Genomic DNA, 21,007 nt, shown 5'->3' with positions numbered 1-21,007 from the left:
CTTCAGTATATTTAATTTAAAAAATAGTGCTATTGGGTTATGTAACTTTATATTTGTTGACGATATTTCTTATAAATGTGATGTGTTTCATATTATTTTATATTTCATGTGAAATTTACATTATATTGGTTAAAAATGTGATTTTTGTGTTGATTTGTATCGAATTGTTAGTATAGTAGGCTAAAACATATTCAAAAAAGTCTATCTTTCTTACACAGTCAGTAGCACAGCAAACAGTAGCACAGCCAGTAGCACAGCAAAAGAATTAAAAGGAAAAGGAGTTTTCAAAATGAATAGAAATACAATTTTGATTATTGGAGCATTAGCTACAACAGTTTCTGTTCCAGCTTTAGCAGCAGAAGGAGTGTTGAAGGATGCTTATGTTTCAGTAAAAATTGGAGCAAATATTACCGATTTAGATCCTAATCATTTAAATTATAATAGCGATGCGAATTATTCTACATATCCAATTAGTGGTTCTATTTTTGGTATGTCCAATAGTCAAAAAACATTAGTTTCTGGTGCTTTGGCCTTTGGTTGGAATTTAGAGCCAAGTTTGCATGTGCCTGTACGTACTGAATTGGAATATTCAGCACAAGAAGATCATAAATTTGTAAGTAAAACAGGTTTTTACTACTATCCATATTATTTAAAAGATACAGTTAAATTACAGCAGCAGTCAATGATGTGGAATACCTACTTTGATTGGAAAAATAGCAGTAAATTTACGCCATATTTTGCAGTAGGTGTTGGTGCAACGCGTATTCATGCAAAGGGTGTGCTTTCCGATAATGATATAACAGGTGTATGGTCAGGCGGATCTTATGATTTTTCAACAACCGCCAAAACTAATTTTAACTTTATATGGGCTGTTGGTGTCGGAACATCCTATGCTATTACGCCTAACTTAGCAGCTGACCTTTCTTATAAATACATTGATTCAGGTAAAATTAAACTGAATTATATTACTTCTAATGGAAATTATACGGGAACTCAAGAATCAAGTTATGATCTACGTGCCCATAACCTTGCATTGGGTCTACGCTACTCATTCTAATTTGAGTTGTTACAGCTAGATGCAAAAAAGAGGAACAATCTTGTTCCTCTTTTTTTATTTCATTTATTTCGTATAGGTTGCAAACTCAAAAGCAACTCCAGATTGTTCATCAATCTGCTTTTCACTGCTTATCTTGTGAAATTCTGTTGGAATTTCAGGGTAATACGCATCACCTTGTACATCTAGTTCAACATGGGTTAACTCGAGACGATCCGTAATCGGCATGGTTTGTGCAAAAATTTCCCCACCACCAATCACAAAAATACTTTCAGGTTTTTCACTTGCAGCGACATCTGGTAGCGCTAGAGCTAATGCATCTTCAATACTATGTGCGATTTTAACCTTGTCAAAAGACCATGATGGATCACGGGTAATCACCCAATTGACTCGTTTAGGTAAAGCACGTCCCATAGATTCAAGAGTTTTACGCCCCATTACGACTACACCACCTTGCGTGATGGCTTTAAAGTGTTTTAAGTCTGCGGAAATATGCCAAGGTAGGGCGTTTCCTTTACCAATACAGCGTTGTTGATCCATAGCGACAACATGGACGACTTCGATTCCTTGAAAACTCATACAGCCACCGGTGCTTTAATTGCAGAATGTGATTGATAATTTACGATTTCGATATCTTCAAACTTAAACTCGAAAATATCTTGAATTTCTGGATTAAGTTGAAGCTGACACAGTGGTAAAGGCTCACGTGTTAATTGTAAACGGGCTTGCTCAAAGTGATTGGCATATAGATGCGTATCGCCACCTGTCCAGACAAAGTCGCCAACACCTAGACCACAAACTTGCGCAATCATATGGGTGAGTAGGGCATAACTGGCAATATTAAACGGCACGCCCAAGAATACATCGGCACTACGCTGATATAACTGGCAAGACAATTTGCCATCTTGTACAAAGAACTGGAACAGCGTATGACAGGGTGGTAAAGCGACTTGTCCAGCTTCTTGAGGATTCCAGCCCGAAACAATCAGGCGACGCGAATTTGGATTGGTTTTGATTTCATTAATCAACCACTGAATCTGGTCAAAGCCATCTTTTTGATAACTGCCATCGGCATTTTTAGTCGCGCCAAAGTTACGCCATTGGTGACCATAGACAGGGCCAAGTTCACCCTCAGGGCGGCCGAAACGCGCGGTTTGTTCTGCGGTTGCCCATTCATCCCAAATGGTGACTTTATGGTCTTGTAAATATTGAACGTTGGTATCACCTTTTAAGAACCACAATAGCTCAATTGCAATCGAGCGAAAATGAACTTTTTTGGTGGTGAGTAAGGGAAAGCCTTGGTTCAGGTCAAAACGCATTTGATGACCAAATACAGAACGTGTCCCTGTCCCTGTACGGTCGCCCTTATCGCCACCGTTGTCCAGAATGTGCTGTAGTAGATCAAGATACGCTTTCATAAAATTCCTATAGATCTGAAATGTTACGACGTTAGTTGTCGCACTATGGCATTCACGCCAAGATTTGTCAGTCTGAGAAGTTTATACTAATCGCCATCAAAGCCCAATAATATTTAATTAGCAAAAATGACCATTGATCTACAGCAGTTGCCCGCAGCGTTGCAGGCCTATAAAAATCAGATTTTGGCCTCGGCAAAACCGAGCATCGAAATGCAATTGAGTCCATCTGAACATTTAAACGTGTGGCAAAGTAAAGTCGGTGGAGAGCCTTATTTACCCTTAACTGCGTCTTATCCTGTTGATCGCGAAGGTCGACCACTGAAGTTGCTGGCTCAGCTTAATTTTTCTGAAATGCCTGCCCATCCCGATTTTCCAAGTACGGGGGTCTTGCAGTTTTTTATTGGTACAGATGATTTGTACGGTGCAGATTTTGATGAGCCACGTTTACAGCAAGACTTTCGAGTGCAGTATTTTGAGCAGGTGATACAAGATTTGGCGCAATTGCATCAAGTGTTTCCATCTTCGTCAAATGCCGATGAGGTTTATTCTCCACTCACAGGGCAATACGCGCTGACATTTACCCCAACCGAGCAGTATATCAGTATTGAAGATACGCATTTCGGACGACAAGTTTTAGCGGTTGATCAGGTCTTTGACTTCGAGGAACAATTCGAGGGTGAGGATTTTTATGAAGAATGCTATGAGCCGTATGCAGATTTGTGTCCTGCCAATGGGCATCGAATTGGTGGTTATCCATTCTTTACTCAGTCTGATCCACGCGAGTTTAATCCGACCATTCAGGATTATGTGTTGTTGCTACAGATCGATTCGGATACCGACAATGGGGTAGACATCATGTGGGGTGATTGCGGTGTAGGCAACTTTTTTATACACCCCGATGATCTGAAAAATCGTGATTTTTCTAAAGTGCTTTATAACTGGGATTGTTCATAAACCCTGTTAGCGTTTGGCTCGGTTTTGATAAATAGACATCACAAAAAGACCCAAAATAATAAAACCGAGCCCTTGACCGATCCATGCCCATAGCGCATTGCTGGGTTGTAAACCCAGTGCAATCAGCCCACCCACAGGCAAAATCCAGACCAAAATTTTTGTATAAGGATAACGTGCACCATATTGATAAATCAGATGCATAAAAACACCTACAGCAACACAAATGCCGACCCAAAGTGAAGGGAGAGCAGATATTTTTGACAGGAGTGTGGTCATTACACAAATGGCGATAGTGATCACGAGTTTCACGTGGCGATTACAGCGTTCAGAGTACCAAAATTGCAGCATAATTAAGATTCAGAAGAAGTAGGTTTTGACAAACGTGCTAATGGAGAAAAAATAAAAACACTCAGCGCCATAAAGGCGAGTCCCTGAACACCTAAAATTAGTAAGTCGTCCATGGTTTTCATAAACAACAAGGCCAAGATCAGGGCGAGAGGAATCCATGTAAATACACGAAATAAAAAGCGGCTTGGGTCATTTTTGGCGATTTTTAGGCGTGCATAACGGCAAATCAAAAATACCAGTCCTGAGCCTGTAAACATCAGGATGACCAACGCAGGAAGTGGTTTATAGAGATACAATCCCGCAGCGATGGCAACCGTGATGAGTAAAATCAAGATTTTCTTGGCAAGTGTTGTATTCGATTCAAACCAAAATTCGAGCATCTTATCTCAATAACATGATGGAAGCAGTGTGGCACTTTAGCATAAAAAAAGGGGCTTTCGCCCCTCATTCTCTGCTGTATTTTTGCTTTTATTTATTCAGTGTCCAGTCATAAATTTTACGCTGGTAGGCAAATGCCATTAGCAGTAAACCCGCAACAATCATCGGGAAAGATAGCATTTGCCCTTTCGTGACCCAACCAAACAGGATAAAGCCCTGATCTGCATCGGGTTCGCGGAAAAATTCCATAAAGAAGCGTGCACAACCATAACCAATTAAAAATAAAGCTGAAACTGCCATGCGTGGTCGAGGTTTGCTGCTAAACCACCATAAAATGATAAACAGCAATAAGCCTTCACATAGTGCTTGGTAAATTTGTGATGGGTGGCGCACTAAATGCAATGGGTCAGTCGGGAAGATCATGCCAAATGGATAATTGGGATCAGTTACGGGGCGACCGTACAATTCACCACCAATAAAGTTTCCAATGCGCCCAAACATTAAGCCTGTTGGTACACAGGGTGCGACAAAGTCCATGGTCTGAAACCAAGTCTTTTGATATTTCTTGCACCATAACAGCATGGCAACCATTACACCGATAAAGCCGCCATGAAAACTCATGCCACCTGTCCAGACTTGAAACAACCAGAGTGGATTGGCAAGAAATTTATCAAATTCATAGAAAAGCACATAGCCAACCCGACCACCGAGTACGACACCTAAAGCCCCATAAAAGACTAAATCGGAGACCATTTCCGCTGTCCAGTCGGTGCGTTGTTTAGCGCGATAGTTGGCAAGTCCCCATGCACATAAAAATGCCAAGAGGTACATTAACCCATACCAGTGTACTTTTATTGGACCAAGCTCAATCGCAATTGGATTGATGTTGGGATAGGTCAGCATGACTATTCCTTTCATTTCTGTATGTTTTGCAAGATTCTAGCTGATAAACCTTAAAATTGTTGTACATTCAGTGTGTAAAGATACAAAGGAACTGTTATGTGTATTGTGGCGCTGGCTTGGCAGGTCATTGAAGGCTTACCTGTGTGTTTATTATCCAATCGTGACGAGTTCTACGCACGCCCAACCCAATCTTTAAAGCATTGGGAAAATAGTCCGATTATTGCAGGACAGGACTTGCAGTCGGGGGGAACATGGATGGGAGTGACGGAGGCGGGGCGCTGGGCAGTGATTACCAACTATCGCGATGCTTCAGATCAACGTGTCTATCCAACTTCGCGCGGTGACATCGTGGCAGATTATCTGGCTTCAGATCTGCCACCAATTCGTTTCACGCAGCAACTCGAACAGCATCAGCAAGATTATGCAGGCTTTAACCTGATTGTGGGTGATCGGCAGCAAGCCGTCTATATGAGCAATCGTGGTGAAGCTCCGCAAGTTCTGGCACATGGCGTATATGTCATGTCTAATGGATTGATGTCGGAGCACTGGGCAAAAACACAACATTTACGTCAGCGTTTTGTGCAGGAACTCTTACCATTACTGGCATTGCCTGATATCTCTGAGCCTGAGCTTCAACACGTGGCTTGGGATATTTTAGAAGACCAGCGTCAGCGTTTGCCTGAGCAGTTGCCACAGACAGGCATTTCTTCAGAATTAGAACAACTCCTGTCATCAACCTTTATTGTCAGTCCACACTATGGGACGCGCTGCTCGAATTTCCTCCGTGCATTTTCACAACATGTCGTGTGGTTGGAAAAAAATCAATATGGCGAACAACAAGGACATATTCAGCAGCTTGAGTTTCGCTATTTAGATCGTGCGTCCATTAAAGCAAAGGTTTGACTCAGTAATATTGAATTTAAATTGATGAAATGAGCTTTAAATTTCCGTCTTTCTTTATGCTATCTATTGGTTGAAAATTATTCTATATATAGTGCAATGTATATCATCAATACGGATGTTGAAGATCATGTGGGGGAAAATCGCACTCACCATGAGTGCATTTGCAGCCAATTCAATTTTTTGCCGTTTAGCCTTAGCTGAACGCATGATTGATCCATATAGTTTTAGTCTGATACGAATTTTAAGTGGCATATTTGCACTGATTTTACTCATTCACTCTGCTGATGTAGTCAAACCAAAACGAGAAAATTGGAAAGGTGGACTGTGCTTAACAGGCTATATGTTTGCTTTTTCTGTTGCCTATGTTCGGCTGGATGCAGGCATGGGGGCCTTATTACTTTTTGGAACCGTGCAAATTTCGATGGCACTCTATGCCGTTTATAAGGGCGAAAAAGTCACATGGCTGAGAGGAATGGGGTTATTGGTTGCATTCCTCGGTATGTTGGTTCTATTTTTACCGACCACGCATGCACCGTCTTTATTTTATGCGCTGATGATGATGGTTGCAGGCTTAAGCTGGGTTGCATATAGCTTGATCGGGATGTCGGCTGAACGACCAATCATGATGACCTATTACAATTTTATCTGGGCAGTTCCAATTGGTGTGTTATTGAGTTTCATGAGTCCACATAGCCTGATACTGCATTGGAATGGAGTGATTTTGGCGATGCTTTCAGGTGCCTTAACTTCTGGGCTGGCTTATGCGCTCTGGTATGACCTTCTCAAACATCTAGATCGTATGACAGCCAGTACATTGCAATTGAGTGTACCGTGTTTGGCTTTGTTGGCTGGCGTTGTATTTTTAAATGAAGTATTTAGTTTACGTATGCTGTTGGCAACGGTCATGGTATTGAGTGGTATTTTGCTGTTGATTTTTGCAGGGAAAAACAAGAAGGCATAAATGGAGAGTTTTTTAACGATGGGTTCTTATGATGAAATTTGATTTTAGTGGAATTTTCAAGTAATTTCATTAAGCTGTTTTATATCCAGCAACATGTAAAACACACAGTATAAGGAGATCAGGGTGAGTCTAGTTTTACCAACATTGGCATTTATATTTGGTTGGCTCACTGCAACATTAAAATCTGCCGAATCCATCAAAACGGTTTGTTCACGTATTTTGGCGCGGTTCTTTATTCCCTTTGTGATTATTTACAACATGGTTTACTACCAGTCAGGTAGTTTGAGTCTGATGCTGTTTAGCTTTATCTCTGCCTTTTTGGTCTATCTTGGCTTTGTTTATTTCTTTAAAGATCGGCTAATTGCACTCTGTGCCAGTTATGTCAATTTGGCATGGCTTGGTTTCCCATTCGCTTTGGCGATTTTTGGGCATCAAATCAGTTCTGCAATGATCGCACTGTATATTGGCGGATCGTTGTTTGGCAATATTTGGGCTGTTTCAGCGGTGAGCTCAGCACCCCAAGATACCTTGAGTTTAGCCAAGAAAGTATTATTTTCACCGCCTGTGATTGCCTTGATTATTTCGGCAATTCTGCATTTATTACAGGTGCAAAACTTTCAGGAACCGAACTGGGTGCTGCACCTGTATCAATTTGCCAAAGTGGGTATGGTGTTTACAGGTATGTGCGTACTGGGCATGTGGCTACGCCACACCAAAGTTGAAAAAGCCGATCTTTGGCATAGTGTTCGCGTCATGCTGCCAAAATTAATATTTGGGGCAATTATTTGTAGTGTCAGTTATTTCTGTATTCCAATCGATACGTTTAAAGATTATATCGGCTTGATGTTCTTTTTATTTTGCTTGCCACCTGCGGCCAATATTGTGGCATTGGAAACCCATTATCAGGGGACAGGTTATTCAGCGCGTTATATTGCGGCAGGGACGATTGTTAGTATTGTGGTCATTTTAATTTTTGGATTGGTTTGGCATATGCTCAAGGGCTAAATAATTTAACCCTTGAGAAGTTTTTGCTTAAGCGTGAGTTAGGCTTTGACGGAACAGTTGCATGGCTTGACCACGGTGACTGATCTGGTTTTTCTCCGCTTTGCTGAGTTCAGCACTACTTTTGCCCAGTTCAGGCAGCCAAAACAGCGGGTCATAACCAAAACCGTTTTCACCGCGAGCCGCTTCTAGAATTTCACCTGTCCAGATACCTTGGAAAATTTTAGGTAAAGGATCTTCTGCATGTTCAACCAAAGCCAATACGCAAACAAACATGCCTTCAATCGCTTGGTTATCTTTTCGAAATGCTTGTAAGTCTTCGAGTAATTTTTGATTGTTGGCCGCATCATTGCCATGCTCACCTACATAACGAGCAGAGTAAATCCCTGGTGCGCCACCAAGAACTGGCACACAGATACCTGAGTCATCAGCTAAAGCAGGTTTACCTGAAATTTTAGAAGCATGACGTGCTTTAATGATCGCATTTTCTACAAAACTTAAACCATCTTCGACAGCATCTTCAATGTCTAAACGACCTTGAGGAATAATTTCAATTGGTAAATTGAGCTGTTGAAACAAAGTTTCGAATTCGGCAACTTTGCCTTTATTGTTACTGGCGAGTACAAGACTGCCTTTGGATAACCAATCTTTAGATGACATGATAAAACCCAAGGGATAAAAATGCAGTGATTTTAAACTGAATTAATGCGTTATACACTGTGAATACTCAATATTCGTTTCGATGATGATCTTTCCATCATTGCCTTTATATTTGAATGTGAGCCGATCACTTTGAATTTTTGGAATATTTTTAAATTGTTGACATGCTTTTTGTATGATGGCTGGTTCGACTTTTTGTATTAAATCTTGTTGCGAGAAATTTGACGAATTTAGATGTGGTGTGGAATAAGTCAATACCAATGTTGGCTTTAAGTCCTGCCCCCCAAAAGTAAAATGAGCACCTTCAAGGACTGTTTCTGAGTCTGTTTTAATAGGTGCTTTTGCATTTATTTCTCTAGCGCTTTTTTCTAAAAAATCGATGTCTGTTTCAAATTTAGGTTTTAGAAAAACATTATAAATGACAACTAAAGCTGAAATAATGGTTGAAAATATGCCTAGTCGTTTGAGTAAGTCTTTATCAAATTTAATGATCATTTTATTGTCCAAATAGGTATGAAAAAAGCACCCGTAGGTGCTTGATTTCATTTTACTATATATTACTGCGCTTGAATCCATTTATCAGCGCGATCAACGGCTTGACGAATTTGTTCAGGCGTTAAGTTGGCAGCCAAAGCAGTCTTTTTGGTTTGAGACATATCAATGACTTTGTTGTCCAACATGCCGTCGCGTGTTGAAAGTTCATACCACTGGTATGCACCAACATAGTTTTTATTATGTTCTTCAATAAGAGCTAAGTTAAAGCTGGCACGGTTGTCACCATGGCTGGCTGCTTTTTCTAGATATTTACGACCAAGACTTTCATTTTTACGCGTCCCGATGCCTTCAACCAGCATACGACCTACATTGAGCTGGGCAGCGGAAACACCTTGATCAGCCGCTTTTTTATACCAGTTAAATGCCTGACCTAAATCTTTAGAAACATCGCGACCAGATTGATAATGCATTGCAACATAGAACTGTGCAGCAGGTTGACCTGCTTTTGCATCGGTTAACAGGTCATTAAAACCCATTGTTGAGTAACGTGCAGCTTGTGCCGATGTCGATTGTTCCGAAGGTAAGTAATCAGCATGAACCTGAGTACTTAAAATACCAAACAAGATGGTGCTGAAGAATACTTTTTTCATAGGGCGCTTACTCGATAAATTGCGACTTCACCAAACAAATTTGGAATATGTTTACTGAGTAAACTATCTTGTTGATTCCCATTTACGGCGAGTCGATTAATAATCCTAATCTGATTTTCAGCACAAAGGGCTTCAAAATCACGGAAAGTACATAAATGAATATTTGGCGTGTTATACCACATATAGGGTAAAGCTTCAGAAACGGGCATCATTCCTTTTAACGCAAGAAAAGAACGGGTTTTCCAATGCGCAAAGTTTGGAAAAGTAATAATCGCCTGTTTCCCCACACGCACCATATCTCTTAATAGTACATCAGGTGCATCAACTGCTTGCAAAGCCTGCGCCATGACCACGGAGTCAAATGACTGGTCTGCAAAACGGTGTAAACCAATGTTGAGGTCTTGTTGTATAATATTTAACCCTCGACTGATCGCAATTGCAATCTTTTCTTGATCAATTTCTAAACCGTATGCACGAATTTGGTGTTTTTTGCTCATGTGAGCGAGAAGTTCACCATCACCACAGCCTAAATCTAGAACACTTGAGCCAGGGCTAATCCATTTTTCTGCGAGTTGTTGATCTAAACGCATTACACGGTCTCCTGTGGCGTACTTGCAAGGTGTTCTTCACCACCTAAGAATGCTCTAAGTGCTTTGACATAGAGTGGAATCGGGAATAAAAATGAGTCATGACCCTGTTCAGCTTCAATATCAAGATAGCTCACAGGTTTATGACTACTGATCAAGGCATTGACAATTTCTTGTGAGCGCTCAGGGCTAAATCGCCAGTCCGTGGTAAATGATACGACCAAGAAACGGCATTTGGTATTTGCCATGGCTTTGGTGAGTGATAGCTCATATTCGCGAGATGGATCGAAATAATCCAATGCTTTGGTCATAATCAAATAGGTGTTGGCATCGAAATTACGGCTAAATTGCTCGCCTTGATAGCGCAAATAGCTTTCAACCTGAAATTCGACATCGAAACCATACATGAACTTGCCTGATTTGAGGTCACGTCCAAATTTTTGTTTCATGGCTTCTTCAGACAAATAGGTGATATGACCGACCATACGTGCCAAAATCAAACCGCGTTTTGGATAACTGTCATGCTCTAAATAGCGACCATCGTGAAAATCTGGATCAGATAAAATCGACTGGCGGGCAACTTCGTTAAAGGCAATATTTTGTGCTGAAAGTTTGGGTGCACTGGCAATAATTACGCAGTTTTTAAGGCGATCGGGATAATCAACAGACCATTGTAATGCCTGCATGCCACCTAAAGAGCCACCGATGATGGCATACCAAACTGAAATACCCAATTGGTCAGAAAGCATGGCTTGAGTCTTGACCCAATCTCGAACCGTGACAAGGGGGAAGTCTGGGCCGTAAGGCAGATTATCATTTTCTGGGTTTGGTGAAGTTGGGCCTGTTGAGCCGCTACAGCCACCAATATTATTCAGTGCAACCACAAAGAATTTGTTGGTATCAATCGCTTTACCTGGGCCAATACAGGCATCCCACCAGCCTGCTTTTTTATCATCTTCATGGTGATAACCAGCAGCATGGTGATGACCAGAGAGCGCATGGCAAATCAAAATTGCATTGGATTTTTCCGCATTTAATGTGCCATAAGTTTCAACCATCAGGTCAAAACGAGGTAGGACTCGACCGCATTCCAGTTCAAGGGGCTGTTCGAATTGGTACTTTTGCGGGACGACCAATCCCACGGAGTCAGCTGAAAAAGACACGAGTAGAAATCGCCTTATATTTTGGAATTCTAAAAAAGAAAAGGATACCAACTTGGGTATCCTTTTAAAATGTTTTTTTAAGATTAAACGGCTTCAGAAATAATATCTGTTGTACTTAACAAGTCTTGTTCAATAAGACGGTTGGTACATGCAATGATGGCTTCGATTGAGGACGTCACAATGTTGTCGTGTACGCCAGCACCAAATGCGCTTTTGCCTGTGCCTTTGACTTGAAGCTCAACCAAGGCTAATGCTTTGGCATTGGCACCAGTACCAATACTGCGTTCTTCATAGTTCAAGACATCAATTGGCAATTGAAGTGCATTCAAGATAGCGGAAATTGGGCCGTTACCTTCACCGCGCAAGTTTTGGGTTTCACCGTCAATCTCGATTTCAAGCTCAATGATTTGGTTGCCATTTTCATCGGACAATTTATAGTTTTTCGCACTATAGTTTTTGTCTTTAATCGCAACATAAGTATCTTTGAACAATGTCCAGATTTCAGTTGCTGAAATTTCTTTAGCCGTTGCATCGGTATGTTGTTGAACAATCTGGCTAAATTCAATTTGCAAGCGACGTGGTAAAACGACGTTGTAGTTAGATTCAAGTAAGTATGAAATACCACCTTTACCCGACTGACTGTTGACACGAATCACAGCATCATAGTCACGACCCAAGTCTTTTGGATCGATTGGCAGGTATGGCATATCCCAGATTTCTTCATTTTTCTGGTGTTCAAAGCCTTTTTTAATCGCATCTTGGTGTGAACCTGAGAATGCAGTGAAGACCAAGTCACCTGCATATGGGTGGCGTGGATGAATTGGTAAACCTGTACATTCTTCAACAGTTGCAATAATTTCGTTGATGTTTGAGAAGTCCAAGTTTGGCGCAACACCTTGGGTGTACATGTTCAAGGCAATTGCAGCGACATCGACGTTACCTGTACGTTCACCATTACCAAAGACACAACCTTCAACACGATCTGCACCTGCCATAATCGCAAGTTCAGATGCCGCGATACCGCAGCCACGGTCATTGTGACAGTGAACTGAGATTAATATGCCATCACGACGTGCAATGTTGCGATGCATCCATTCAATTTGGTCTGCATAGACATTCGGTGTAGAGACTTCAACAGTTGCAGGTAAGTTTAAAATCACCTTATTGTCTGGGCGAGCATCCCAGATTTCGGTCACAGCGTCACACACATCTTTCGCGACTTCCAATTCAGTTGCAGAGAAGCATTCTGGACTGTATTGGAAGATCCACTCGGTTTCTGGTTGTTTTGCTGCATATTCTTTGACTTTTTCAGCAGCATTGATTGCAAGTTGTTTTGCACCAGCAATATCAACATTTAAAACTTTGTTACGGAATGTTGGTGAGTTTGAATTGTAAATATGTACGATGGCACGTTTTGCACCTTCAAGCGCTTCAAAAGTACGTTGAATCAAATGGTCACGTGCTTGAACCAAAACTTCAATATAGACATCTTCAGGAATATGACCTTCTTCAATCAATTTACGTGTGAAGTCGAAGTCAATTTGCGATGCAGACGGGAAGCCGATTTCAATATGTTTGAAGCCAATTTTCACCAACATCTGGAACATCTTGAATTTTTGCTCCATATCCATTGGCTCAAAAATCGCTTGGTTGCCGTCACGAAGGTCGGTACTCATCCAAATAGGTGCTTGGGTAATTTCCTTATTTGGCCATTGGCGATCGGGTAAATCGACGCGCTGGTACATACGACGGTATTTTTTGCTTGGGTCAGCCAACATCATGGGGATAGCTCCTTGCATAGCAGCAGTGCCGAGGGGTAATTGGGCAATCTACTATATTATTTTGTGTCTAAACGAAGTGAATTCAACTGTGTTTCAGTTTTTGCACTGAATGAGCAAATAAAATTTATGTGCGCGCAAAGCGCAGTTCAAACCACAGGGCAGATGCTATCGCAAATAACATTGGCATAATACCTCGGGTACATTACTCAATAAGATCATTATAATCCTGCACAATAAAAAATATTTTTCGTTTTTTGCATTTTTTGTACAGGGTTTGGAAAATTTTTCTATTTATTGGTCTTAAAATGCAAATAAAAACTAATTTCCCAAAGTGATCCGAAGATATTTTCGGGAAATTAGTAAAGTGGTTTTATAGTTCCGCCCACATGCGAATCAGGTTGTGGTAGGTGTTGGTCAGCTTCATAACCTCTGGGTAAGCATCGCCATGTGCAGCACGCAGATTACGGATGCTTTCATCCAGATTGAACAATAAATGGCGTTTGCTGTCTTCGCGAATCAGACTTTGAACCCAGAAAAATGAAGCAAAGCGTGTGCCTCGGCTAATGGTGCTGACTTCGTGCAAGCTGGTTGACGGATAAAGCACGACATCTCCCGCAGGTAACTTGACTTCGTGATAACCATAGGTATCTTCGATCACTAAATCGCCACCATCGTATTCTTCAGGTTCACTTAAAAACAGCGTGCAAGACAAATCCGTGCGAATTTGCTGGCTGGTGCCACGAATCAAGCGAATTGAATTATCGACATGAAAGCCAAAGGTTTCACTTTCATCATAGCGGTTAAAAAGAGGGGGGATAATCTGGTGTGGAAGAGCTGCTGACTGGAAAACTGGATTTTTCCAAATGGCTTGAATGACGCGTTCACTTAAAGCATGCGTCAGTGGATCTTGTTCTGAAAGTTGCTGATTTTGTTTAACGGATGCGGATAGCGTGCCCGCAGTCACTTTACCACCGACCCAGTTGGCAGTTTCCATCAGACGACGAAATTCTGCGACTTCTTCTTTTGATAAGACGTTTGGAATATGATGAATCATAATAACTCGATACGTTGTTCAAAAATAAAAAAGACCATTTCCAGTGTACACAAGAAATGGTCTGAAATTACACGTCTAAATTAGTATTTAAAGTTAATGGCAAGTACAGCATTACGTCCATCGCCCTCAATAGCATAGTGGGCTGCATGAGCAGAAGTGAAGTAGCGTTTATTGCTGATGTTGTTGATATTCAACTGAATGTTCACATTCTTGTTTACATCGTATTTTGCCATTGCGTTATAGATAGTATAAGCAGGCAAGTACTTGTTGCTTGTAATGTTGGCATAAACTTTATCTTTATATTGTGCGCCAGCACCAATCGTGAGTTTTGGTAGCACTTTATAAGTTGTCCAAAGTGTTGCACTATTTTTTGCAACAAATGGTAATTGCTTGCCAACAGCTGTAGTCGCGTTATAAGCAGACTTTGTCAACTTGCTGTCTAAGTAACTATATCCAGCAGACATATCCCATTTGTCAGTGATTTGACCTTTGATATCAAATTCAAAACCATTCACACGGCTGCTACCGACGTTTGAATAGGTGCTTGCATCAGTTAAAACACGGGTATTTTGTTTTTCAGTACGGAATATCGCAGCAGTGATATTTGCACGGCTGTTAAACAAATCCCATTTCGTACCTAACTCAGCAGTACGTGCTTTTTCTGGTTTTAGATCATCATAACTTGCTGAAACAGAGTCTGAGCCGTCACCTTGGTCAACCCCAACAGGGTTCGCAGAGGTTGCAAAACTTGCATAGATGCTGCCGTTTTCTGTTGGTTTAAAGACTAAGCCAACTTGATACGAGAAGAAGTTGGAATCGCTTTCAATGACTGTACCAGCAGCTGTAGTTGTACTACCACTAGTCACATCTTTATAGTATTTGCGCTGCGTATCAAACTGATCCCAACGTGCCCCCAAATTGAGTAACCATTGTGGTGTAAATTCAATGCTATCCAATGCATAGACAGAAGCTGTGGTGCTACGCGTAGTGTACTGGTTTTTAATTGTACCCAGTGTATCTGTGTATAAACCATTAGTTGGGTTAGTCACTGAGGTACACCAGCCACCAATATTGCTGGTTGTTGGAGAACAATTGGTGCTATGAACAGTTGATGTTGTACCTTGACTATTGGTAAAGGTATGTACACCTTGTTGAGATGCTTGATAGCTCCACTCAGTACCCACATTAAATGAGTGCTTTAAGCGACCTGTATTGAATTTTCCAGTTAAAGCCAACTGATCATTGATTGCATCGGTATCGACAATACGACTTAAAGCACGACGAGAAATTGTGCCATATGCAGCAATGTTACCTTTAGAGTCATCTGGGTTGGTATAGACATAATCCGTTTTAGATTTTGTATATGACGCAGTATTTGAGAGCGTTAAATTATCATTGAAATCATGTTCAAGTTTGAACGTTCCAATGTGGTTTTCACGCTTGTCAAAATCACGGTTTTTCCAACCATAGTATGTGCCTTGTTTCACATAGATTGGTTTACCGCCTGTCGTTGCAAATGGAATACCTGAATCTGGTTCATCATAACTTTGTAAATAGTAATAGCTGAGTGTGCCACGTGTTGCTGTACCTAGACCCCATGCAATACTTGGTGCAATCCCGACACGATTGTATTCAGCACCGTCACTTGAACCTGGTTTATCATTTTGGTGTCCCATGACGACTACACGACCTGCAACACCATTACCAAAGTCTTTATTTGCATCGAGCATAATATGACGGTAATTATCTGTGCCGCTTTGAATCGAGCCTTGGTATTTATCGCCTTGATGCGCCACTTTGGTAATCATGTTGATACTACCACCAACACCACCACCACCAGAAATCGCTGAGCTAGAGCCTTTTGTAATTTCAACTTGTTCAATCGCAAACATGTCACGATTCTGCGAAGTTGAATTACGTACACCATCCACATAAATCGAACTTTGGCTGCTATAACCACGAATATATGGCATATCGGTAAATGGTGTGCCGCCTTCACCAGCACCTAGGGTAATGCCAGGCTCATTGGCAAGTGCTTGTAGAAGGGTATTCGAATTCGTTTCTTGTAGTAATTTTTGTGAAATAACTGCAACTGATTTTGGTGTATCGAGTAGAGGCGCAACATATTTTTTGTTTGCAGATTTGTCGACTTTAAAGCTGTCAGTGGTTGAAGCATGGCTGTAAATCGTTGGCAACTCTGCAGTGTCATCGGCCGCAATTGCTGTCGCAGTTGTCATTAGCGAAAGTGATGAAACAATTGCGGATGAAACCAGTTTTTTACGAGTTCGAATAAATGACATGATGGTGTGGATGTGTATTTGTAAAGATATGCAAAATAATAATGATTCTTGTTTATAATAGTAGTCTCTATTGATCGGATTTTACAATTAAAATATAGGTTTAAATGTGTAAAATTAGATACATAAGATTACAAAAATTCATAAGATATTGAAATTGATAATTATTTAATAATTTGATTAATTTTTAATTAATAATTGTTTTTATGAATTGTATTTTATAAGTCTATAAATTGCATTTAAGAGATGCTCTTTGGAATGAAGTATATTATGGCAAGCTAAAGCTGTAAAAAATCTGAGACTTTAGCTTGCATATCTGAAAGTGAAAACTCATTAGCTTTGAATAAATAAAACTTAACTTATGCCATTTGTAACTCATTTAATATGATAAAGAATCAAGATTGATCATCGGATGCTTGTTGTTCATTTTCATCCTGATCTTCTAACTTGTTTTCTGCGATTTTTGCAGCTTCATAACCTGCAATTACACTTGCGGCCTTTTCAAGAAGGTTGGCATCTGGGTCAAGCTTATCAACACCTTGTTCTGTAATTATTGCTCCTGCAATTTTTCCAACTTCGTCTAAAATACTCATAATTTTTCACCAAAGAAAGTCTCCAAAGTAGCAGTTTAGTCAGGCAGATTGTAAATTGTGATGCAAAAGCGTTGCACTTTAAGAGATTTATATGATTCATAAGAAGAGATTTACTAATTTTTTATCATTTTTAAGCATAGATTAATTTTTTGAGCCATCAGATTTGCAGATGCTCTTCGTTAAATAGACTAAAAAAGTGAAAAATAGAAGATGATGCTAAAATAATCTCGAACCAAATTTTGTATATCGTGTCATGATGGCTTATAATAGGCGACTTTAAAAATTTGCTACTACTAACTAGATATTGAGGAAGCCATGCAAGTAACGACTGAAGCGGTTTCGGGCGTTGCCCGTCGTTTAAATGTATCTGTACCGACGAGCCGTGTTAACGAGCAATTCGAAGCTCGCTTAAAACGCACTGCCAAAACTGCGAAAATCAACGGCTTCCGTCCAGGTAAAGTACCTGTAAATGTTGTACGCCGTGAATATGGCGCGGGCATTTATCAAGAAGTTGTAAATGACATCATTCGCGATACAGTATTTGAAGCAATTCAACAAGAAAAAATCAATGCTGTAGGTATGCCTAACATTGAAAAAGTTGAAAACAAAGATGATGCTTTAGTTTTCGAAGCGACTGTTGAAGTTTATCCTGAAGTTGAAGTAAACGCGTTTGATGCTCTAGAAGTTGAACGTAAAACAACTGAAATCAACGACAAAGACGTTGATGTCATGATCGAAAACTTGCAAAAACAACGTCAAACTTGGGCTGTGACTAAAGGCATGGCGAAAAAAGACATGCAAGTGACTTTCGATTTTGAAGGTTCAATTGAAGGTGAAATTTTCGAAGGCGGTTCTGCACAAGACTTTAAACTTGTTTTAGGTTCTGGTCGCATGATTCCTGGTTTTGAAGATGGCATCGTTGGCATGAAAGCTGGTGAAGAGAAAGTGATTGACGTTACTTTCCCTGAAGACTACCAAGCTGAAAACCTTGCTGGTAAACAAGCTCAGTTCAAAATCACTGTAAAACAAGTTGAAAAACCAAAACTTCCTGAAATTGATGCTGAATTCTTAAAAGTTTTCGGTTTAACTGAAGAAGAAGGTGTTGAGAAACTTAAAGCTGACGTTCGTAAAAACATGGAACGTGAAGTGAAAAATGGTCTTCGTAACCAAATTAAAGCTGCTGCATTTGATGCATTAGTTGCTGCAAACGAAATCGAAGTTCCAAATGCAATGGTTGCTCAAGAAATTGACCGTCAACGTCAACAAATGATCCAACAATTCACTCAACAGTTTGGTGCTCAAGGTGCGAAAGCATTTGACTCTAGCTTGCTACCAGATGATTTGTTCAAAGAACAAGCTGAAAAATCAGTTAAACTTGGTGTATTGGTAAGCAAAGTATTGGCTGATGCTAAACTTGAAGTTGATCAAACACGTGTTGATGCTTACATCGAAGATATGGCTTCTTCTTACGAAGATCCAACTGAAGTGATCGAATACTTCAAAACCGATGCAAAACAACGTCAGCAAATCGAAGCTGTTGTACTTGAAGATCAAGTTGTAGATTTCATCTTGGCTTCTGCAAAAGTAACTAACAAAGCAGTAACTTATGACGAATTGTTGAAAGAACAACAAGCACGTCAGCAAGGTTAATCCTTTGACATAAAAAAAGGCGCGCTTGTTGCGCCTTTTTTTATGCTGTAGAAAAATTGTTAATACGGTAGATAATCAGTGTAATCCGATTATTTATCTGTTATTTAGATAAGGAATAATTTTGCAATTTTGACTTTTATCCCTCATATTGTTGTTAAGGTTTAAGTCATAAAAATTTAGGAATAAATAAACGTATGTATGTTCCAAATATAGAAAATGCTTTAGTTCCAGTTGTAGTTGAACAGTCTTCTCGTGGTGAACGTTCATTTGATATCTTTTCACGTTTATTGCGTGAGCGTGTCATTTTCCTAACGGGTGAAGTTGAAGACAACATGGCAAATTTAATTGTTGCTCAGATGTTGTTTTTAGAAGCAGAGAACCCAGATAAAGATATACACCTCTATATTAATTCACCAGGTGGTTCGGTAACTGCAGGTATGGCAATTTACGATACAATGCAGTTTATTAAACCAGATGTATCAACAATCTGTATGGGGCAGGCGGCATCTATGGGTGCATTCTTGTTAAATGCAGGCGCAAAAGGCAAACGCTATTGTTTGGAAAATGCTCGTGTCATGATTCACCAACCACTCGGTGGTTTCCGTGGTCAGGCATCGGACATCGAAATTCATGCGCGTGAGATTCTGTTTATTAAAGAGCGTTTAAATCGCTTGATGGCAGAACATAGCGGTCAAGATTATGAAACTGTTGCACGTGATACGGATCGTGACAATTTCATGACTGCACAAGCTGCCAAAGAGTATGGCTTAGTTGATGCTGTATTAACTAAACGTCCATAATGTAAAAGATTATTTATTGGAGAAAATATGTCCAACCATCCTCAAGGACAAAAACATTGTTCATTTTGCGGTAAAACGCAGTCTGAAGTCGGGAAACTGATTGCAGGTGAGGACGCATACATTTGTAACGAGTGTGTGGACGTATGTCTTGACTTGGTGCAAACCAGTCAACAAGTCGACTCAGGTGACTGGGCAAGTCGTCCTTTGCCAAAGCCACATGAAATTCGTGCGGCGCTTGATCAGTATGTAATTGGTCAGGATATTGCGAAAAAAACCTTATCGGTTGCCGTTTATAATCATTATAAACGTCTTAAAGTATCGCAAACTGGTCATAAGCATGATGATATCGAGATTGCCAAAAGTAATATCTTGCTGGTTGGGCCGACAGGTTCAGGTAAGACTTTGCTTGCGCAAACTTTAGCTCGTTTGCTGGATGTCCCATTTGCAATGGCAGATGCCACTACACTGACCGAAGCTGGTTATGTGGGTGAAGATGTTGAAAACATCGTACAGAAGCTTTTACAGAAAGCAGATTATGATGTTGAGAAAGCACAAAAAGGCATTATCTATATCGATGAAATCGACAAAATTACGCGTAAATCTGAAAATCCATCCATTACGCGTGATGTTTCAGGCGAAGGTGTACAACAAGCCTTGCTGAAAATGATTGAAGGTACAGTTGCTTCAATTCCACCACAAGGCGGACGTAAACACCCACAACAAGAATTTATTCAGATTGATACATCGAATATCTTGTTTATTTGTGGTGGTGCTTTCTCTGGACTCGAAAAAATCGTTCAACAGCGTCAGGAAAAAGGTGGAATTGGTTTCAATGCTGAAGTGAAGAATAAAGATGACAATAAAAAAGTCTCTGAATTGTTCCGTCAGGTTGAAGCAACAGACTTGGTTAAATTCGGTCTGATTCCTGAGTTTATCGGTCGTTTACCTGTGATTGCGACACTCGATGAACTAGATGAACACGCTTTAATCCAGATTTTGACTGAACCTAAAAATGCATTAACACGTCAGTATCAACATTTGTTTGATATGGAAAATGTAGATTTGGTTTTTGAAGAGTCTGCATTACACGCTGTTGCCAAAAAAGCGCTAGAGCGTAATACGGGTGCACGTGGTCTGCGTTCAATTCTGGAAAATGTTTTACTCGATACCATGTATGATTTACCGAGTCGTACAGATGTCGGTACAGTCATCATTAATGATGCTGTGATTAATGATCAAGCTGAGCCCGAAGTAAAAGCTGAGCGGATTCATAAAAGTCAGCAAGTGGCTGTTGAGAAAACAGATTTGAAAATCATTGATTCGAAATCTGCTTAAAACTCAAATATAAAAAAACGC

Annotated in this window: 22 protein-coding genes; 8 read left to right on the top strand and 14 right to left on the bottom strand. The window is 40.3% G+C overall.

Features of this window, described 5'->3' with window-relative positions:
• The first annotated feature begins 289 nt into the window (after positions 1-289).
• Entirely contained in the window at positions 290-1,057 is a 768-nt protein-coding gene (locus tag C1A47_RS05835; RefSeq protein WP_111893349.1) for an outer membrane protein, read from the top strand.
• Positions 1,058-1,120: 63 nt separating this feature from the next.
• Here the strand turns inward: C1A47_RS05835 and C1A47_RS05830 are convergent, their stop codons facing one another.
• Entirely contained in the window at positions 1,121-1,633 is a 513-nt protein-coding gene (locus C1A47_RS05830) for a dihydrofolate reductase (RefSeq protein WP_111893347.1), read from the bottom strand.
• Complete coding sequence (gene thyA / locus C1A47_RS05825; RefSeq protein ID WP_111893345.1) at positions 1,630-2,472, bottom strand: thymidylate synthase; 843 nt, start codon at positions 2,470-2,472, stop codon at positions 1,630-1,632. The genes C1A47_RS05830 and thyA overlap by 4 nt, the downstream gene beginning before the upstream one ends.
• A gap of 126 nt (positions 2,473-2,598) precedes the next feature.
• On the opposite strand from thyA, the gene C1A47_RS05820 reads away from it, so the two are divergent.
• Positions 2,599-3,426 (top strand): YwqG family protein, encoded by an 828-nt coding sequence (locus C1A47_RS05820; protein ID WP_111893343.1) that lies wholly within the window; start codon positions 2,599-2,601, stop codon positions 3,424-3,426.
• 6 nt (positions 3,427-3,432) lie between these two features.
• On the opposite strand, the gene C1A47_RS05815 is transcribed toward C1A47_RS05820, so the two are convergent.
• From C1A47_RS05815 to lgt, 3 genes are all read right to left on the bottom strand, one after another.
• Positions 3,433-3,774, bottom strand: coding sequence for a hypothetical protein (locus tag C1A47_RS05815; protein WP_111893341.1), 342 nt, complete (start codon positions 3,772-3,774; stop codon positions 3,433-3,435).
• A 2-nt stretch (positions 3,775-3,776) separates the two neighbouring features.
• Positions 3,777-4,154 carry a hypothetical protein gene (locus C1A47_RS05810; protein ID WP_111893339.1) on the bottom strand — a complete coding sequence of 126 codons (378 nt, stop codon included), beginning with the start codon at positions 4,152-4,154 and terminating at the stop codon, positions 3,777-3,779.
• Between the two features lie 88 nt (positions 4,155-4,242).
• Positions 4,243-5,055: a prolipoprotein diacylglyceryl transferase gene (lgt, locus tag C1A47_RS05805; RefSeq protein WP_111893337.1), complete on the bottom strand. Its 813-nt coding sequence runs from the start codon at positions 5,053-5,055 to the stop codon at positions 4,243-4,245.
• 96 nt (positions 5,056-5,151) lie between these two features.
• Here lgt and C1A47_RS05800 point away from each other — a divergent pair, with 96 nt between their 5' ends.
• The 3 genes from C1A47_RS05800 to C1A47_RS05790 all read left to right on the top strand — a co-directional run bounded on the left by C1A47_RS05800 (position 5,152) and on the right by C1A47_RS05790 (position 7,924).
• The gene (locus tag C1A47_RS05800) at positions 5,152-5,958 is read left to right on the top strand and encodes an NRDE family protein (RefSeq protein WP_111893335.1); all 807 of its coding nucleotides are present in this window, start codon (positions 5,152-5,154) and stop codon (positions 5,956-5,958) included.
• Positions 5,959-6,085: 127 nt separating this feature from the next.
• A complete protein-coding gene (locus C1A47_RS05795) occupies positions 6,086-6,919 on the top strand; it encodes a DMT family transporter (RefSeq protein WP_111893333.1) in 834 nt (277 codons plus the stop codon).
• Positions 6,920-7,042: 123 nt separating this feature from the next.
• Positions 7,043-7,924, top strand: coding sequence for a permease (locus C1A47_RS05790; RefSeq protein WP_111893331.1), 882 nt, complete (start codon positions 7,043-7,045; stop codon positions 7,922-7,924).
• A gap of 27 nt (positions 7,925-7,951) precedes the next feature.
• On the opposite strand, the gene rdgB is transcribed toward C1A47_RS05790, so the two are convergent.
• The 9 genes from rdgB to C1A47_RS05745 form a co-directional block, all read right to left on the bottom strand.
• Positions 7,952-8,581 (bottom strand): RdgB/HAM1 family non-canonical purine NTP pyrophosphatase, encoded by a 630-nt coding sequence (rdgB, locus tag C1A47_RS05785; RefSeq protein WP_111893329.1) that lies wholly within the window; start codon positions 8,579-8,581, stop codon positions 7,952-7,954.
• Between the two features lie 42 nt (positions 8,582-8,623).
• Positions 8,624-9,076 carry a hypothetical protein gene (locus C1A47_RS05780; RefSeq protein ID WP_111893327.1) on the bottom strand — a complete coding sequence of 151 codons (453 nt, stop codon included), beginning with the start codon at positions 9,074-9,076 and terminating at the stop codon, positions 8,624-8,626.
• Between the two features lie 62 nt (positions 9,077-9,138).
• On the bottom strand, positions 9,139-9,726 hold the full coding sequence (locus tag C1A47_RS05775; protein ID WP_111893325.1) for a tetratricopeptide repeat protein: 588 nt from the start codon (positions 9,724-9,726) through the stop codon (positions 9,139-9,141).
• Positions 9,723-10,316 (bottom strand): methionine biosynthesis protein MetW, encoded by a 594-nt coding sequence (metW, locus tag C1A47_RS05770; protein ID WP_111893323.1) that lies wholly within the window; start codon positions 10,314-10,316, stop codon positions 9,723-9,725. The genes C1A47_RS05775 and metW overlap by 4 nt, the downstream gene beginning before the upstream one ends.
• A complete protein-coding gene (gene metX, locus C1A47_RS05765; RefSeq protein WP_111893321.1) occupies positions 10,316-11,476 on the bottom strand; it encodes a homoserine O-succinyltransferase MetX in 1,161 nt (386 codons plus the stop codon). The genes metW and metX overlap by 1 nt, the downstream gene beginning before the upstream one ends.
• Before the next feature lie 83 nt (positions 11,477-11,559).
• The gene (leuA, locus tag C1A47_RS05760; protein WP_111893319.1) at positions 11,560-13,257 is read right to left on the bottom strand and encodes a 2-isopropylmalate synthase; all 1,698 of its coding nucleotides are present in this window, start codon (positions 13,255-13,257) and stop codon (positions 11,560-11,562) included.
• Between the two features lie 370 nt (positions 13,258-13,627).
• The gene (locus tag C1A47_RS05755) at positions 13,628-14,311 is read right to left on the bottom strand and encodes a Fe2+-dependent dioxygenase (protein WP_111893317.1); all 684 of its coding nucleotides are present in this window, start codon (positions 14,309-14,311) and stop codon (positions 13,628-13,630) included.
• 80 nt (positions 14,312-14,391) lie between these two features.
• Entirely contained in the window at positions 14,392-16,611 is a 2,220-nt protein-coding gene (locus tag C1A47_RS05750) for a TonB-dependent receptor (protein WP_111893315.1), read from the bottom strand.
• Positions 16,612-17,003: 392 nt separating this feature from the next.
• Positions 17,004-17,201, bottom strand: a complete 198-nt coding sequence (locus C1A47_RS05745; protein WP_171294340.1) for a hypothetical protein — start codon at positions 17,199-17,201, stop codon at positions 17,004-17,006.
• A 315-nt stretch (positions 17,202-17,516) separates the two neighbouring features.
• On the opposite strand from C1A47_RS05745, the gene tig reads away from it, so the two are divergent.
• The 3 genes from tig to clpX all read left to right on the top strand — a co-directional run bounded on the left by tig (position 17,517) and on the right by clpX (position 20,986).
• The gene (gene tig, locus C1A47_RS05740) at positions 17,517-18,851 is read left to right on the top strand and encodes a trigger factor (RefSeq protein WP_111893311.1); all 1,335 of its coding nucleotides are present in this window, start codon (positions 17,517-17,519) and stop codon (positions 18,849-18,851) included.
• Positions 18,852-19,045: 194 nt separating this feature from the next.
• Positions 19,046-19,651 (top strand): ATP-dependent Clp endopeptidase proteolytic subunit ClpP, encoded by a 606-nt coding sequence (gene clpP / locus C1A47_RS05735; protein ID WP_004753838.1) that lies wholly within the window; start codon positions 19,046-19,048, stop codon positions 19,649-19,651.
• Between the two features lie 27 nt (positions 19,652-19,678).
• Positions 19,679-20,986 (top strand): ATP-dependent protease ATP-binding subunit ClpX, encoded by a 1,308-nt coding sequence (gene clpX / locus C1A47_RS05730; RefSeq protein WP_111893309.1) that lies wholly within the window; start codon positions 19,679-19,681, stop codon positions 20,984-20,986.
• Positions 20,987-21,007: the final 21 nt, after the last annotated feature.

The sequence above is a fragment of the Acinetobacter sp. MB5 genome (genome assembly GCF_003261585.1).
GTDB lineage: Bacteria > Pseudomonadota > Gammaproteobacteria > Pseudomonadales > Moraxellaceae > Acinetobacter.
Note: the sequence above shows the minus strand (reverse complement) of the source record. Positions and strands in the feature narration are given on the sequence as shown.